At 35.0% G+C, this 16,729-nt stretch carries 21 protein-coding genes and 1 pseudogene; 2 read left to right on the top strand and 20 right to left on the bottom strand.

Annotated features, from left to right (window positions below):
* Window positions 1–405: 405 nt before the first annotated feature.
* From ABN702_RS05905 to ABN702_RS05835, 15 genes and pseudogenes are all read right to left on the bottom strand, one after another.
* On the bottom strand, window positions 406–1,164 hold the full coding sequence (locus tag ABN702_RS05905; RefSeq protein WP_417899813.1) for a DUF3885 domain-containing protein: 759 nt from the start codon (window positions 1,162–1,164) through the stop codon (window positions 406–408).
* Window positions 1,165–1,335: 171 nt separating this feature from the next.
* A complete protein-coding gene (locus tag ABN702_RS05900; protein WP_417899812.1) occupies window positions 1,336–3,135 on the bottom strand; it encodes a PD-(D/E)XK nuclease family protein in 1,800 nt (599 codons plus the stop codon).
* A gap of 351 nt (window positions 3,136–3,486) precedes the next feature.
* Complete coding sequence (locus tag ABN702_RS05895) at window positions 3,487–3,660, bottom strand: hypothetical protein (protein ID WP_417899811.1); 174 nt, start codon at window positions 3,658–3,660, stop codon at window positions 3,487–3,489.
* Between the two features lie 119 nt (window positions 3,661–3,779).
* On the bottom strand, window positions 3,780–4,154 hold the full coding sequence (locus tag ABN702_RS05890; protein ID WP_417899810.1) for a hypothetical protein: 375 nt from the start codon (window positions 4,152–4,154) through the stop codon (window positions 3,780–3,782).
* Between the two features lie 248 nt (window positions 4,155–4,402).
* Complete coding sequence (locus tag ABN702_RS05885) at window positions 4,403–4,840, bottom strand: pyridoxamine 5'-phosphate oxidase family protein (RefSeq protein ID WP_417899809.1); 438 nt, start codon at window positions 4,838–4,840, stop codon at window positions 4,403–4,405.
* Between the two features lie 16 nt (window positions 4,841–4,856).
* Window positions 4,857–5,264, bottom strand: a complete 408-nt coding sequence (locus tag ABN702_RS05880; RefSeq protein WP_417899808.1) for an NUDIX hydrolase — start codon at window positions 5,262–5,264, stop codon at window positions 4,857–4,859.
* Window positions 5,265–5,399: 135 nt separating this feature from the next.
* Window positions 5,400–5,981 (bottom strand): NUDIX domain-containing protein, encoded by a 582-nt coding sequence (locus tag ABN702_RS05875; RefSeq protein ID WP_417900838.1) that lies wholly within the window; start codon window positions 5,979–5,981, stop codon window positions 5,400–5,402.
* Window positions 5,982–6,191: 210 nt separating this feature from the next.
* A complete protein-coding gene (locus ABN702_RS05870; RefSeq protein WP_417899807.1) occupies window positions 6,192–6,494 on the bottom strand; it encodes a hypothetical protein in 303 nt (100 codons plus the stop codon).
* Window positions 6,495–6,742: 248 nt separating this feature from the next.
* A complete protein-coding gene (locus ABN702_RS05865) occupies window positions 6,743–7,597 on the bottom strand; it encodes a GNAT family N-acetyltransferase (protein WP_417899806.1) in 855 nt (284 codons plus the stop codon).
* A gap of 102 nt (window positions 7,598–7,699) precedes the next feature.
* Window positions 7,700–8,065 (bottom strand): aminoacyl-tRNA hydrolase, encoded by a 366-nt coding sequence (locus ABN702_RS05860; protein ID WP_417899805.1) that lies wholly within the window; start codon window positions 8,063–8,065, stop codon window positions 7,700–7,702.
* Between the two features lie 153 nt (window positions 8,066–8,218).
* Window positions 8,219–9,444: pseudogene (locus ABN702_RS05855) on the bottom strand (MFS transporter).
* A gap of 32 nt (window positions 9,445–9,476) precedes the next feature.
* Entirely contained in the window at window positions 9,477–10,523 is a 1,047-nt protein-coding gene (locus ABN702_RS05850; protein WP_417899804.1) for an ArsR/SmtB family transcription factor, read from the bottom strand.
* A 216-nt stretch (window positions 10,524–10,739) separates the two neighbouring features.
* Window positions 10,740–10,883: a hypothetical protein gene (locus ABN702_RS05845; RefSeq protein WP_417899803.1), complete on the bottom strand. Its 144-nt coding sequence runs from the start codon at window positions 10,881–10,883 to the stop codon at window positions 10,740–10,742.
* Window positions 10,884–11,295: 412 nt separating this feature from the next.
* The gene (locus ABN702_RS05840) at window positions 11,296–12,180 is read right to left on the bottom strand and encodes a hypothetical protein (protein WP_417899802.1); all 885 of its coding nucleotides are present in this window, start codon (window positions 12,178–12,180) and stop codon (window positions 11,296–11,298) included.
* A gap of 191 nt (window positions 12,181–12,371) precedes the next feature.
* Window positions 12,372–12,800, bottom strand: a complete 429-nt coding sequence (locus ABN702_RS05835; RefSeq protein WP_417899801.1) for a hypothetical protein — start codon at window positions 12,798–12,800, stop codon at window positions 12,372–12,374.
* Between the two features lie 103 nt (window positions 12,801–12,903).
* On the opposite strand from ABN702_RS05835, the gene ABN702_RS05830 reads away from it, so the two are divergent.
* Window positions 12,904–13,335: a hypothetical protein gene (locus ABN702_RS05830; RefSeq protein WP_417899800.1), complete on the top strand. Its 432-nt coding sequence runs from the start codon at window positions 12,904–12,906 to the stop codon at window positions 13,333–13,335.
* A gap of 215 nt (window positions 13,336–13,550) precedes the next feature.
* Here ABN702_RS05830 and ABN702_RS05825 read toward each other — a convergent pair whose 3' ends face one another.
* From ABN702_RS05825 to ABN702_RS05805, 5 genes are all read right to left on the bottom strand, one after another.
* Window positions 13,551–13,886, bottom strand: a complete 336-nt coding sequence (locus ABN702_RS05825) for a zinc ribbon domain-containing protein YjdM (RefSeq protein WP_417900837.1) — start codon at window positions 13,884–13,886, stop codon at window positions 13,551–13,553.
* A gap of 151 nt (window positions 13,887–14,037) precedes the next feature.
* Entirely contained in the window at window positions 14,038–15,312 is a 1,275-nt protein-coding gene (locus ABN702_RS05820) for an ATP-binding protein (protein WP_417899799.1), read from the bottom strand.
* Window positions 15,243–15,596, bottom strand: coding sequence for a hypothetical protein (locus tag ABN702_RS05815; protein WP_417899798.1), 354 nt, complete (start codon window positions 15,594–15,596; stop codon window positions 15,243–15,245). Before ABN702_RS05815 ends, ABN702_RS05820 begins: the two co-directional genes overlap by 70 nt.
* A 162-nt stretch (window positions 15,597–15,758) precedes the next feature.
* Complete coding sequence (locus ABN702_RS05810; protein WP_417899797.1) at window positions 15,759–16,007, bottom strand: DUF2552 family protein; 249 nt, start codon at window positions 16,005–16,007, stop codon at window positions 15,759–15,761.
* On the bottom strand, window positions 16,004–16,339 hold the full coding sequence (locus tag ABN702_RS05805) for an iron-sulfur cluster biosynthesis family protein (protein ID WP_417899796.1): 336 nt from the start codon (window positions 16,337–16,339) through the stop codon (window positions 16,004–16,006). Before ABN702_RS05805 ends, ABN702_RS05810 begins: the two co-directional genes overlap by 4 nt.
* 167 nt (window positions 16,340–16,506) lie before the next feature.
* Between ABN702_RS05805 and ABN702_RS05800 the strand changes: the two genes are divergently transcribed.
* Window positions 16,507–16,719, top strand: coding sequence for a CDGSH iron-sulfur domain-containing protein (locus ABN702_RS05800; RefSeq protein ID WP_204417703.1), 213 nt, complete (start codon window positions 16,507–16,509; stop codon window positions 16,717–16,719).
* Window positions 16,720–16,729 lie beyond the last annotated feature (10 nt).

The following is a 16,729-nucleotide window of genomic DNA, read 5'->3' as shown; positions in this document are numbered from 1 at the left end:
TTTGAACATTACCTTTAAAATCACTATTAAAATTTTCTAATTCCTACTGTCATGAAACTTCAACTTCAATGAATTAAATTCATAAACAAAGTAAATATTAACTTGTCACGTTTGTTTTAACATTATAATACGCTGCATAATGAAACAAGAGCCACTTATCATACATTGTTATTGAGCTGCACTTTTACCCAACTACTATTATTTCAAATTTTCAAATATTACTCAATCTCTTAACTCCACTAAAAATGGAAAAAACACGCTCAATAAAGTACGTGCTCACCCGAAATGTTCAGTTCAATTATTCTGTTAAAAGTATTTGCTATAGAAATCGTGTATCAGCTTTCCACCTAGTTTCCTATTCTGAAAAAGCGCCCGATTGTTTAGCATTGACGCTTACAACCCTACTTAGCTGAATGTGCTTTCGATTTTATCTCGGTCATAGTCAAGTATCCATTCATTGCGAACTTCATAGAGTAACCGTATATGTTCCCTATCTGCTGCTATAACATCACATCCACGATCATCGTATAAATGATAAATAATCTTTTTTGATAGGTTCACAAAAAAGATATCGTACCCATTCCTAGGAAAGCCTTTTAAAATACAAGATTGATGCCCGAAGTCTTCGTAACTTATCGCCAATAAAAGTTGTGTATAGCGAACTTCACTTATTTTGCACTGAAATATAAAACGATGTGTAACTTCATTCCGGTATTCATCGCTTTCTTCATCATCCCACTCGATACTTGGCAAAACGTCATGCCTTAATTTGTTTAATGATTGTCTATTCTTAACATACTTTCGGTACACATTTAATGGCTTACTTTGAAGAAAGGTATCTGCTTTGTGACAGTACACATTGGTCACTAATAAAATTTCATCATTTTCGTCAAAAATCCTTTTAAATATATCCGTACTACGCTCATAAACTTGTTTAAGATTAGCCTTTTCCTGAAAAGATAAATCAGGGTTGGAAATTTCAAAACGTAGTCCACATCTCCAGGAATAAAATAACCCCGGCGCTAAAACGAGATCATCAAAATGTTTTTTCATAAATTGTTCTAATTTATTCGAAAGGTCATTCATCCTAATTCCCCAGTCGGTTTCAATATTTACGCTATAATCTGGACCTAAAATGCAAATTGAGCACCGATTCTTCTTCAAGAATGGCGCCCTTTTATGGAATAAACAAGTAAGCTTCTATAATCTTTTTTTTGAAGAATAAAGGTGCTGAAGGTGGCTCTTATATATTGAACTATAGCACTCCCCAAAATGATTTTTTCAAATTTCCACTTCTTATTAATATCCATGTTAAACGGCTAAAACCCTCGATATTTACTCCAACTTACTAACTGTTTCATCATAAATCATTTGAAGCTTTTCTAAAATCTTCTGTAGATCCTTGTTATCATATAAAGAATCGAAAGCGTTCATTAGCTCTGAATCTTTTAACCCTTCAATTGATATTGTTTCAGAGTGAATACGATTATATTTGGCTTCTGGTGTAAGCCCTTTTTTACTGAATTTAATACCCTTTTCTTTAATATTTTCCATCAACATTACACGTTTATCGGCTTCAACGGGACCAATTTCTAACGTGAAAAACAGTGAATCTGCGTTAATATTCATCCAAAATAGAAGAGGCCCATTATCCCACCACCATTTTTCTCTTGTTTCGCCTAATTTCTCTTTAAACTCATCAAATAATGGAATTTTAAAAGATAGATTTCGTGAAGACACACGATAATGATTTTCAAGAATATTTTTAGATTCCAACCATTTTTTAAATGCATTTTGAACTTGAATTTTCGTTTCATTTAAAGAAGAATTTTCCGCAGGTATTGTTGTTTGTTCTTTTACCGGATTTTCATTATTTAAAATTGCAGTTACTTGTTTTCGCAATAAAGTAAATTCCGGGCTATTATATAAATCTGCCATTGCTTGTGTAAGCTCAACCATATCATCCCACTTATTTACGTCAATCTTTTGTGAGAAAAATCGTGTGAAACGTGCTTTTTTTGATTTTGAATTCTCTTTAAACGATATTCCGATTTTTTCTAATTGTTCAAGCAGCGAAAGACGACTAGCATATTCCATTGGTCCCACTTCTGCAATAAGACGTAAACGACTATCATTTGTTTGTTCAAACCAAACAATTAAGCCTTTCCCTAACCAATAATTTGGTTCTCGTAATTGAATTTTGCTAATAGAATGCCATTCAGGTGGTAATAAATTAGGAACAGTTGGATGTGCATTATAAAGGACTTCTTTATCAAACTGTTGCTTAATGAACTGTTCAAAACTATATGACAGGATGTTCTGTCCATGTTTGAAAATATAATTGATTGTATTTTTATACTTCATCATAAATTCAAATTGATATCCTGATTCGAATTGCAATTGCTTATTAAGTATAGAGGTTTCTTCGAATAGTGCATCGATTGTTGGCTTATGATTGCGGTATATATCAATTGCTTGCAATATTTGATCTTGATTTGGGTAAAATTTTTCTTTTAATATTAGGTCGTAATCTTCTATAAATTTGTAAACATTATCGCTTAATTGATCCTTATATAACATAAGAATTGTATGTAAAATCGATTCAATGCGCTCATAAGTAAGGATGAAGTATTGTTGGTTAGAAGGATCTTCCCCATCGAGCGTTAAGTAAATTGGGATAATTGTAAAATCTTCAAATGTATGTTGGATAAAATCCAAATAATCATCCAATTGATTTTTCGATTCTGTGGAATAAAATTTATTTTCAATCAGAAAGATGGATTTCAACTGTTGATTCACAATGAGTAAATCGATAAATCGGTTCTTATTTGTTTTAACTTCACGATATACGTGACTATCCATTAATGAATGGTCAAGGATTTCACCAACTGTTTTATATTGTGAATTATTGCTGTTTTCATCTATTAATATGAGATGTTCAATTAATTTACGTAAAAAATAGTCACGTAGACTATGGTTTTCTTTTGGGTTTAGCAGCCACGCCAAAATATTCGAATGACGGATTTCATAGTTTTCTAATTTTAAGATTTTTAATGTATTAAACGAATTCACTTGCTGATTGAGTTGTTGGAAGGTTGCATCATTTTCTAGGTCAAATAAATCCCGACATTCCATCTATGTTCACTCCGTTTGTCTAGTAAGTTTTTACAACTATCATAACATCTGTTATTTTTTCGGTAAATTTAATAAAATACTGCATTAAGGTTTTGTTTAGACTTTTTCTTTGAAAATTCAAAAACGTCATCACTTACTTATAATACAGTTCTCCTCCTTTAATCCTACACCTATTGTATTTACGCCACAATCTGGCACTAAAGTGAAAAATGAGCGGTGATCCTTGTTCCGGGATTGCGCCCGATTGCCGAAGACTCGATTTCAGGATAATATACATTTCTTCAACTATAGCCCCTAGATTGTTGAATAACATAGCCAAGTTAATAATTTTGTATCGTATCCAATAATGTATTAAGATGAACAAGCTTTAACCAAAACAATTATTAAAAGGATAATCACAATTAATATACAACCACTTCCATTAGGATTACCAGCTATTGCTTGATTCACTGCATTGTTAAAAGCCGCCCCTGGGTTTCCTTGTTGTTCTTTATTCTTTAATCTTTCCCTTTCCTTTTCTGACATTCCACTCCTCCTTCTGTCTCATTTACTCTATAAAAATTTATTTCATTGACTCAACAATCGCTCCTAGATTGCTGAACAGGGATGTTATTATACTTATGCTACCCTGGGCATTCATAATTTTATTTCTTGGTCAGTTTAAATGTTTCAGTCTTACCATTCCACTCAACTGTTACCTCAACTTCAGTATGTTCACTAACTTGAGCATTAGTCGGGTTCGCTTCACTATAATCTTCAATAGAACCATTTTCCTGTAATTTATCCCTAGTTCCGCCAAAACTACCTACGCTATTGACATTATAAGTAATTGGACCAATCGATTCTACGTCTTCTCCCTGAAATATCAGTATAAGTTCCTGCTTTTCAAAACCGCTAGACTGATGAACCTTTAAATCTGCTTTCCAATTATCTGATTCACCTGAATATGCAAAGTCTTTAGAGCTACAAGCTGACAATAATAAAACAGTTATAAATAATGTTATCACCATTCTAAACATACTTTCTCACCCCTTTAATAGAAATCATTACAAAAAGATAAAAACCCTTACTAAACAATCCTGCCCTATTCCATAATACCAATTATTTCATAATCTAAAAATTCCTACAATGAGTTATTTCTTCACTTAGACAAATAAAATAGGCGCCGACCCTTGTTCCTGGATCGCGCCCTTTTGCTGAAGACTCGAATTCGAGATAACTTAAATTATGTTCTTCAGAAAAAGCCCCCGATTATTGAATAATATTATCAATGGACGTTATATGATTGATCCCTAACTACTACAGTTTCTGGTACAAAACGAATGAAGACATTTTTAGGATCTTGATTTTTGAATCTTGAATCCCATTCCATTTCGTTTGAACCCATATATTTTGCAAATAACCGTTTTGCTAAGTCAAAGTTAAATGGTTCTACAGTTGCTCTTCCTCTGAAACCTGCATGCAATACCTTCCCTGTAGCAGGATCAAAATCAACAATTCCGATAGCACAATTCGGATTATTGTCTATTCTTAATGGGAAAGTATCTCCTGGAGTTCCTATAATCCAAAGGCATTTATCTTCCCAAAAAAACCATACCGGAGAATCCCTTGGGCCCTCGGATGAAACCGTCGATAGATGAGCAAATAACGGTTTTTTTAAGAATTCATCCAAATCAAAACTTCGTTTACCTCTTATAATCTCCATTTATTCCACCTCCCTATTACAGATTAGCGCCCTTGAATAAGTATTGTATCATTTTAGCAACTTCTCTAGGTTTTACATCAATTGAACAAAGCCTGTCTAATTCCATCCACATCGGCTGATATGTACCTCTTTCTCTATTCAAAGCTGTATACTCTTCACCCTGTCCAGTACCAATTTCACCCTCAATTATATCCGCCGAGAAGAAGAATTGTTTACCGTTATATTCGACTGTCGAAAGACACCCATTAATAGCTACTTTTACTCCTAATTCTTCAAAGGCTTCTCTTTCGGCTGCATGTTCAGGAGTTTCCCCTTCTTCAATTCCACCCCCAGGAAAGACATAGTAAACAGACTCATTTCTAACCCTTTTAATTAGGATAACTTTACTATCTTCTACAATAACAACAGAACCTCTATCTCTCATAAAATCAGTCCCCTTATACCTTTAAAATGGTACTTACATTAATCCAAATAAGACGTATTCATATTAGATGATTGCGCCCTACGGAAAATAACTTAGAAGATTCTAATAGCTAGATTAGTTTAATTAAAAAATGTATTATTTCTTCAAAAATTCTTTCATTAGAGCTGGTTCTTCTTTTAACAACTCTGACAGGAATAACAATTGTGGGAAAGGTTCTAATATCAGATTTTGATTTAATTTTCTTTTTAATATGGCAATACCATTTTGTTGTAAATACTCATTTAAAGTGATTTTATTATTACAAATTAATTGAACATCATCTGGAGTTAGGAGTAATAAACCGTTTGTTTCAGACGAAGGTTTGGGTTTATTATTAGCGTATGATAGATACATTACTGATAAGGATTTTTCCCTATTTCCTTTTATTAAAACAGGAGATATTTCGTCATCGACCTTTATAATAACGGGTTTTTCATCCCATTCAGTTTTGTAATAAGTTACTGGTGAACTCACCGGTGTGATAATCATAGAAGCCTCTTCAAAAACTTCGCGTTTAGCAGCTTCTAATGCGGTTTCATTATTTTCTCTATGTCCTCCTAATCTAACTACTCCTAGTTTATCTCCTTCTTTGGTTGGACCAACTTGAAAGGGAAATAGCCCAGAATATAAAATATATGCACCGGATGTTTTTACAATATTAGAGGTAATATTAATAATCCTCACTCCTTGTAAAGCCTTTTTGTAGGAACTCATGTTATTCCTTTTCTTACTTCTTTAATAACCTGCACTCATTAGTAAAAAAGCTTTTCCGCCCATTGCAGAAACGCTCCAGATTGCGGAATATAGAAAGATGGCTACACACTTACACTTGGAAAGCACCACATTAAATACAAAAACACAAAATGGAAAGCGATTGTTTAATTTTTATTAAACGTCTTTAATAAAATCAGCGAAATACAAAATTCCTATTTTTTTCACTCGATACGTGTCTAAATAACCTTGGGTTGCCTTTTCAATTGGAGGTTCTGTAAAAACATATCCTCTACTGTCCTTTTCCTTTAATATTACATTTTGATACTCATAATCAACAATCTTTGATGTAAGAGCAGCTTTTGGATAACCCATAAAAAATACCTGTGTTCTTAATGTGGTTTTTGGGGTTGCGTGAAGTAAAACAAATAAAATGACTACTATTCCAACCATTGAGATTATTAACTTTACCTTTTTCAAAAAATCACTCCTTAAATCTACTAAATCAAGCTGTTTATTTATTTTCTTTCTGCTAATAAAGAATACCTTTTTAAACCATCCTGCCCTGTTCTGGCATAACTTACAAATTCAAGAGGAACCATCTAATTTCCTTTTTTCTCCTACAAAATCTGCCCCTAAAAAATAGAAAAGGAGCGCTTATCCTTGTTCCAGGAAAGCACCCGATAATTGAAGATCCGCTTTAAATTTGAATAGTAATCGAAACAAAATCATTCGTCTTTATCAAAACCTAGATGAACAGAATCCGCAATCCTTTCATAGCCAATTTCCCTATAGATCTTATTCGATGTCGGATTCATCATATCTGTGTACAGTACGCAAAAGTCGAAGTCTTTGAGTAATTCTTTTGAAACAGCCGTAACAAGCGTCCGAGCATATCCTTTTTTGCGCTCTTTCTTTGGCGTAAAAACCAAAGTAACGGTTACACCATTCTTTGTTGGACGTGACTTCTTCATCATAGATACAATCTTTCCTTTATCCTCCCAAAGAAAAACCTCTCGTTCCTTTAGAAACATTGCAACACGTTTTTTCACGTATTCGATTGGTGAAATCGGCATTCCAGTATCAATTTCGAATAAATTGAACCACTTCTCGATAAGTGAAGAGTCACTTTCTTCTGCATAGCGCCAAGTACCGGGACTATGTTCAAGCGTTTCATTTACCTTATTTAATCGATATAATCCCTGATCCATAAGTAGTTGATGAGTCATACCGGTTTTAATTTCCCACTTCTTCGCGATTATGTATGCCCACGGTTTCAAACTGATGATCGAACGAAAGTTAATTTCAAGTTCGACCATATTTTTTATGAATAAATCAATTATTTCTTCTGAACGGATTTCATCGACAAAAATAAGATTTAACGGATGCGGGGGTGTCATTTGGAAAAGGGCTAATACTTTTCCATCCTCCTCAATTGTCGCCATAAATGGATTCTCATAATTACCAGATTTAATAGCTTGCAGTACACCAAAAAAAAGACTGAATACATCTTCCTTTTCCAATAAAATCGGCTCTATCTTTCTCTCAAAATCATGAGCATTATCATAAACTTTAAATTTCATTTTCAATACCCCATTCCTAATAAGATAAAATCAAAGGCACCGATTTAGAAGCACTTTTTTATTCCGCAATCTGGATTGCTGAATATCAAGATAACTTCATTTTTATTTTTTCAATAATGTAAGATGACCGATTAATTCTTTTGCTTCTGATCTCAACATAGGAGGAAGAGCAATTACAGTAAGCGATCCTTTTTGAATTTCAGTCAAACCACTATCATGAATACTAAAGAAGCCTTTACTTTCTAACTTCTCCAATTCTACCAGTTTTCCTTTTAAAACCACTTTTTTCATTCCGGTTTGTACCCACTCTACAAAGTCTGATTGTCTGCTCTGAAATCGTGAATTATTGGACATCATTTCAACCGTACTTAAAGTTGCAGCATGGGCAACTTGTGCTGCAATTTTACCTGTAGACATGCTCAAATCTTTATTCACCACAAAATATTGCACAAGATCTCTTTCTATCATGACTAATAGCTCCTCCTTTATTTAGTTTGTTTTTTACAAGGATAGCGCCCAATAGCTGAAGAATTGAATTCGAGATAACATGTATAATGATCTTCAGCTAAAGCCCCCCAATTGTTGTTGTTGAGAATTATTACAAAGCCTCACCCCAAAAGGTTATGACGTAACTTCTTCACTAGGTGAAACTGTACCATCAATAAATTTAAAATACGGAAAGACAAGCCCTATTATCGCTGCTGAAGATATTAATGTACCTATCAATATGAACAACGGTCGAATTCCCCACAGCTCACTTACCACACCTCCAACCAGTACACCAAGAGGCATCACACCTCTTATAATGACTAATCGAACGGATAGTACTTTCCCCATGAGCTGATTCGGCACGGTTTGTTGGTTGATCGTTGTGTTATGTACATTGAAAAATGCCATGGAAATTCCTGCGATAGCCTCTACTAATATGGCCAAAAATATATGGTTTATTAGACCTAAGGATACATAAGTTAAGCCGCCAATTACAAGAGCCCCCAGCATGATTATTCTTCTGCTCCTAAAGTTAACTCTGCCTACAAACAACGATCCCAATACATAACCTAACGGAAACCCAGCCATGAATAATCCATAGACATCGTAGTTGCCACCTAAGATATCGATAATGTAAGGTAAATTGATAACCATTGTCACACCTACACCGAATTGAACGAAACCTAAGAATACACCTAGCCAGACAATTCTACGTTCTTTAAAGAAGTAACTGATTCCCTCCATAAATTGCTCTAACCATGTAGAACGAATCTTTGTGATTGTCCGATGTTCTTTCACCCTTAAAAGAAGAAAACCGCTTAACGTTAGCAAAACGGTAATAAAAATCAAAGTGAACTTTATTCCAATGTATTCAATTACAATTCCGCCTGAAACAGGAGCTAAAAACATCATGAGCCGGGACGTGCCATCAATATAAGCATTTGCTGTACTTAGTTGCTCTTTTGATACAATGGTTGGGGTGATGGCTTGACTCGCTGGCACATAGAAGGGAGCCAGTAATCCAATGATGACCTGAACGGCATAGATATGCCAGGACTCCATGTTACCACTCAATAAAGATAGAAGCAGGAGTAAAAAAATCACTGCTCTTGTCCATTGAGAGACTATCATAATCCGTTTCCTGCTCCATTTATCGATAAAAGGGCCGCTTATTAGCTGAAGAATAATTGAAGGAATAAAGTAGAGTAGCGCCACATACTTCCTAGAGCTAGTTTTGAGCCGGTCATATCATATATCAATATTGAATTGCAAAATGTTCCGAAGGCTCCTGCTAGTTCAGATATAGTTGTTCCTAACCATAATGATACAAACCCACGGTTTTTTAATACATTCTTCATAGCCCCACCCATTCCCATTAGGTTTTTCAACTCTATTGTTTTAAATATAGTTCTAATTCTTTGTATATTGAATTTAGTGATCCGTCTCTTAATCTATATTTAGAAGATTTAATTTCAACTAACGTCGCTGCTCTTAGAATCTTTAGATGATGATGTGCCGTTGATTTTCCCAGATCAAGTTTTTCAGCAATCTCTTGTAAGGTGTAGTCTCGCTCAAATAAAAGCTTAACCATTCTTAGTCTAACTTCATCACCAAGAGCTTTATGTTTTTGAATTAAGAAATAATTTGGCAGATATTTATCGTCAGGATTAATACTCTCATTTGAAACTGGATAATAAAAAACTTTCGTTCCCTCTATATAAGATTCAATATTCCATGGTCTATAAGTGAACTGTGGTATCAGCAATACCTTTTGAACATTCGGCTCAGGAACATAACTAATTCCTCCGGTCGCCCAGCCAACAAATTCTTCAGCATTCATCTTTTTCTGCATAACAGCTTTATTTTCAAAATCATTCTTTAAGATTGCATCTAATTCTTTTGAAAAGGGATGGATAACCGATTCATACCATTTGGAAAAGACACTTATTAGATGATCTTTGAGCTCAACAACATTCACCTGGTTAATGAATTCTATGTAGGTTGGAAAGAAGCTGTTTTCACTTGTTAACTCTTTTAATGCTTGTAAAGAATCTATGTTTCCTTGAGCCGCTCTTTTTCTAATTTTTTGTGCATTTTCCCCAATGTAAGGTAAGCAAATAAACTTCAGTTCTTCTTCGGGAAGTTCGTTAATATATGAAATAAATACATTTATGTCAGAAGAAGCGAATTGATAACTATGTAATAGTTGAAGCAAACACTTCCACGTATTGTTTTTCTCTACATAGTTCAATGCAAGTGATAACTCCTTTGGCATTATTTCCATCTGTTGTTCAAATTCTATTTTCTTCTCTAACGTATCAAAAAGTCGGGAGTTCGTAATTGCTGCTATACCTAGAGCACTTTCCCATAGCAAAGAATAATCTAGATGAATTTCGTACGATTCTCTTTTTCTACCTGCAATATTTATTACGTTCATGTGTCACCTCTATATTTTTCTATAAAACCATTCTATATTCTAGAAATAAAAAATTCAATAATTATAGAATTTAACATTCTATAATTATTGAATGAAGTGACTTAATCTTAATTATCTTGAGTTGTTCAATAATAATGTCCTCATAGAAAAATAAGCGCTTATCCTTGTTACAGGAAAGCGCCCTTTTCTTGAATAAACCATATTAAATAGAATTATTTAAAACTTAATCCCGGTATACTCAGAAAAATCATCACTAATTATTCCAACACCTTTTATCTTTCCATTTTTTACATCTGATTGAACAGAGGGGTTTAATGGATAAGTTTCACCATTGAACGTTAACTCTTTATAACTTGGCATAATACCGCCACCTGCACTGGCGGGGGCTATTTATCGCTAACATTAGCAGCTTGATCTTCAAGTAATGCGCCCAATCGTATTATAAGGTCATCCAGATTACTTATTTATCTGGTTGGCCTTTTTTTTATAGGTTGTTATTCTTTAGGTAATCACTTCTAATTGAAAATGGAGAGTAAACATATGAGTAATGGATGGTTATATTCCTTTGTAGCAATCGAGCCAAATCACGCAATAAGCATTAGCTGACATTATTGACGCTAAAAAAAGGGAGAGAATTCTCCCTTTCCCTTACAAATTACCGCTCTCTTTCATGCTGTAGTATTAGCCTTTTTGCATTTGCATTTAAGTGATCAAATACTTCAATCCCAAGATTTTACCACATTCTACAAAGGCTTGTTGTGATAGATATGTACTATTTTATTTTTACCTTGTTTAAAAACTCAAACCTAAACAGTTCTATAAGCTCACCACTATTGTTCTCCATTTTTTCAAAAGGACTATCAAATGTTGCAATAAGAAGATTTTGAGGTAAAGGGTTTTCCTTTTCTATTTTTATCGGAATTCCAATATTACCAGTAAAATTACTACTAATAAAAGAATGAGAAATATCAACTTGTTCATCATCTAACATGGCGATAGTTGCAATATTTTTAGAAAAACTTGGAATGTTTATCCAAAATTCTGAGCCTGTTATGTTAATTTGTTGTGTTAAATCACTAGTATATTTTTTAGAAATAAACAACAAACTAGGTTCTTCCCTCGATATATTGAAATCATTTGCTGATGTATATTTAATATCTGGTACTATATCTTTTTCTTTAATTAAAGTTGTCCTTCTTACGATATAGTGTAAAGATGAACTAATATACTGATCTTGATCTAATACTTCTGGGTCTCTTGAGGCTATAATTATTAGATCATGTCTCCCCACATTAATACTTGGAATCCTAAAATTCATTGATTTAGTTTGAAAAGGCTCAATCCACACCTCAACAAATCTCTTTCTTTCGTCGTCAACTTCAACATCAATTTGTTTGTAGTCTAGAAAGAAATAAAGCCGATATAAACCTTTGTCGGGAAAATAATTTCCTATTTCAATATTAGGATTATATTCTTCTTCGTCAGTAATGTTATGAGTTAACTGCAAAGAACTAAGAGAGTGTTCGTTATCATAAAATCTTAACAAGGTACCATATTCTGTTTGATCGATTACATTGTTATCTACTTGAAGTATCGGATTATAAATTATATAAAATAAAAAAAGCAATAAAACAAATGATAGCAATTTTTTTGCCAATAAAATTCACCTCATTATATAAAAAGGCTATTGCTGTTACAGAATTTTGTGACGTGTGTTATTAAACTTTAATAGAGAGTAGGGCATATCCCTTTTTTGCAAACTCTAAATAACCTAGTTAGCTGTTGGTGCATGCCCTCAGAACTCCTAAGTATATGTTTTATTAGGAAAGGTACTATTACTTGAAACTATTAATAACTTGCGTAGTGTTTAATATTTCCAGTAAATGCAGTACCATTTGCTTTATAAAAATAATGTTGAGATTCATTTAAGTAAAGTCTTCCTTTAACACCGTTCGAAATATAACTGACAGCAGTTGCCATAGTTTTTGTTTGGTAATTGCTGTTTTTTTGAGCAACGACAGAATTAGTGACAGTATCTTTTGCTACAAATGAAGCTTGTGTGGCAATAATTCTATCCTGAGTATAACTAGGTTGGCTCCACATGGATGTTGTTGCAGAGAACCAAAGTAATCCGCCTTCCGGGTCTATCTCATTGTAAGCATAGCAAATTCCATTTCCACAAGTTATTGGCTGTCTAGCTTCAACTGCAAAAGCTTGTGTTGAATTGATTAAAATGAAAGGTACCAAAAATAATGAACAAAACAATTTCTTTTTCATAATTAATTCCCTCCTTTTTGTTAACAATATAATTAGACATACAGACATGTATTTACTTCCAAATAATAAAAAAAAAACAAAAAATAGGAAAAGGAGTAATAAAATGAAAAAAAATAAACTTTTATTACATTGTGTTTTAGTATTTTCATTTTTTTTAATTTTCCCTAAAAATTCGTTTGCATTTTCCTTAGAAAAAGCCAGATCATTGGAAGTGCAATATGATGTATTAAAAGAAAAGGTACATGAAGATGTAAAGATAACTTATAAACTAAAATTAGATGAGAGTTTTAAAGAAGTGGATATTGTTGATTTGGGATTATTGGCAAAAGAAGATAGTTCATTATTTCAAATCTTAGATGTAAGTAATCATTTGTGTAAAAATTATGGTTGTTTTGGAAAACCTTTCATTTATCTACACAAAAAAAATGAGGAAAGTTATATATTAGCTAAACAATATGATGGCAAAAATGTTTTGATCAAATTAGAAAGAGACGAAGAAGGAATTTGGAAAATTACTAATACACAAAAAAAGTAAGTGTTTACATATTTTTATATATTTCTGGAGTAACTTTACTCCATACTAACACATATCAATTTATCTCGAACTCAAGTCTTCAAGAATCTGGCCCGTTTGCTGAATAAGAAATAGATTAATCAACAATAAAAACAGCAGGCTAATTCCTTGCTGAAATTAACCTGCTGTTTTCTCTCTTAATTAAACTCCGAGTGTCTTTCTTCTTCCAATCCCGCCTATACCTTCTTAACAAACTCCGATTTCAGCTTCATTGCGCCGAATCCGTCGATTTTGCAGTCGATGTCATGATCTCCTTCGACGAGGCGGATGCTTTTTACTTTTGTTCCGATTTTTAATACAGAAGAACTTCCTTTTACTTTCAGGTCTTTGATTACTGTAACGGAATCTCCATCCTGCAGGACATTGCCGTTGGCGTCCCTTACCACTCTTTCCACTTCGGTTGTATCGGCTTCAAGCGTCCACTCATGTGCACATTCCGGGCAAACCAGCATATTTCCATCCTCATATGTATATTCAGACCCGCAATTCGGGCAATTTGGCAATTGTGACATGCTTGCATCTCTCCATTCAGCTTTTTTCAGTAAAACTCTATATTCTATAGTGGCATAGAGATCTTTGAATAACAAGTTTCACTTTCTCCAAGAAGGATCAATAGTTAAGTTAGTCAAAAGTAAAAAAGTGTCCCATTCATTTGGAACACCTTCATGTTTGCGGTAGAATGATGTCCACTACCGCTCCGCCGTCTTCACTGTTTCTAATACTCATATTTCCATTATGAATAGTCTCCACTATCCGCTTACAGACCATGATTCCAAGTCCATTGCCGTCTTCTTTTGTAGTAAGGAAAGGCTGTCCCACTCTCTGCAGGATATGCTCGGGGAATCCGTCCCCGTCATCCATAAAACGGATCAATACACTCTCAGGATTTGGTGATTCGACTGTTATGTCAATCCTTCCATTGTGGCCGACTGCTTCCACACTGTTTTTCACCAGGTTGATGAATACCTGCTTAAGCTGATTAGCATCACAATAGATAGGCTCAATATCTTTAAATCTATGTGTGATTTCGATATTTTTGCTGATGGCGAAGCTTGATAAGAGCACCCCGATTTCCTTTACAAGCTCACGGACATCATACCAGTCCTTTGCTTGGACAGTTGGTCTAGACAGAACGAGAAATTCGTTTGTAATCTGGTCGATTCTTTCAATCTCTTTTAACATGATAGCTGGATAGGTGTCGTTGTATCTATTTTCCTGAACGAGCTGAATGAAGCCCTTCAATGTGGTGAGCGGATTTTTTATCTCATGCGCCACACCCGCTGCCAAATGCCCGATGATGGAGAGTTTTTCTGCATTTTGGATATAGGACTCCGTCTTTTTATATTCCGTGATATCATGGAGTTGTATCAAGGTTCCTTCCTGGAATGGGAAAAAGTTAACAAGGCAGGTTCTATTTTCTGTTTCATTCTGAAGAATAATCTTGTAATCTTGTATTTCTTCTCCATTTTTTTCGTATCGCTCATGAACCTCCCCTAGCTGCTCCATATCCCTAATGGAAGAGTAGTTTTGAGCAGGTACCTTGTCCAGGATGGTTTTCGCCTTTGGATTTACTTTTACTATATTTCCACTTTCATCAAGGACGATGTAGCCGGTTTTGGATTGTTCCAGAATCATTTGGTTCATTTCATCTAGATAGCGGTTCTGCTCGCGCAAATCCAATTCCCGCTCAATGGAATCCACCACGGTCTCCAATGAAGCCATGATCATCGGATTCGCTACATGCAGGAATGTCATCATGGAAATGGTGCCAATTAATTTTTTTTGAAGAAACAACGGGACACTGTAGCATGCAGTTGGATGGAGAAAATGATAGAAATGCTCCTCACCTATCACCTGTACAGGCATTCTCAGTTCCAGGGCTGCCAGGATCGAATTGACCCCCGCTTTTTCTTCCGTAAATTGAACCCCCTTTGCCAATCCGAGTTGATTGACAACCGTATCTTGCAGGCTTTCATCCCCATATATTCGATAAATTTCCCTTTATCATCCGTCACCGCAACCAGCAGTGGGATTCCCTTACTCTTTCCTAGAAATTTATCCATAAACATTCTTATTATATGTAAAGTATCTTCATATTCATCTTGGATTCTGGCAAGCTCTTCCGGGGGTATACGGTTAAAGACAGGAATGACATTTGGATCTAATTTATACTCCTGACAGCGTTCCCGCACCTTTGCTATATAATTATCCCGCACGTCCATCAACCCTCTTAGTTTTTAGTTTCTCATATTTAAAAAGTATACCGCAGAGCGGTGGTGGTTGCACGTAATTCTTGGATAATTCTTGATATCCGCCTTGGTTGCCACATGACTTCATACTCCTTTTTCTTCCATATAAAAAAGCCAGGGAATCATTTCCCTGACTTAACCCAGCACATCTGTAATGTCATCCATATTTGCCGCTATCCATTCGATGGCAACATCCAAGCTTGTAAATTCCTGCACTTCAAATGTCACTTCGTCCTGCAGAAGCCATACATCCTTATCCTCATGATTGATGCCGCCAATCGACCAGTGCAGCAGGCTGTATGGGTGATTATTGTTCAGGAAGGATGCCCAGGTTTTGGATTGGGCGACATTCCTTAAGGAGTTGATCTTGCCTTCGACACTCATTTCGTTCCCTCCACTACGAGTAGTGACATGCGAGGGTTCAAGATCTGGCTCGGACACTTCAGCATGTATGTATTCGCACTGTCTACGAAATCGACTGTCATATCCTCGTCGAAGAAAAGCAGCTTTGACTTTTCCATCAACAACGGCCCGATATTGGTCTCCAATGCGACATCGTCATCCTCTTTCTCCGGTGTGATCCATAATGCGGAGACTCCGCTGACCACACAGCCACATCCATCTGTATCATATTTAAGCTTCAACCATTTGCCTTCCTGGTTTTCAAGCTTTGCTTTTACTCGTTCTGCTGCTCTTTCTGTAAACGTTACTTTCACGTTTCATGCCTCCAACTGTTTCATTGTTAGCCTGATTGTACCATATTTTGCCCAATTGTATAACCAGAAGGCATTTGGAAAGGATGGTAGGGGTACAAGTTCTTATTGTAAAATTGGGTAATTGTAGGTACGATACTAATATCTGAATATGAAGGAGGGTTTTACCAATGTCAAAAGTAACGATCAAAGTACTGGATAACGGGGGTTTCCGTGTAACCGGAGATGTGGAGCTGATTGATGCAGAAGGCAACAAATTCCCGGACAAGCCGGCATTTACACTTTGCCGCTGCGGCCTTTCCAAGAAGCTTCCATATTGCGATGCTTCCCATAAAGGGAATTTCGAGTCCTGTGTGCGGGCTGAGCAAGTATTGAACGACTGATACGGTTCAG

It is taken from the genome of Bacillus haimaensis (genome assembly GCF_048270625.1).
Lineage (GTDB): Bacteria > Bacillota > Bacilli > Bacillales > Bacillaceae_I > Sutcliffiella_A > Sutcliffiella_A haimaensis.
The sequence above is the reverse complement of the archived record's forward strand: the minus strand, read 5'-3'. Positions and strand labels throughout refer to the sequence as shown.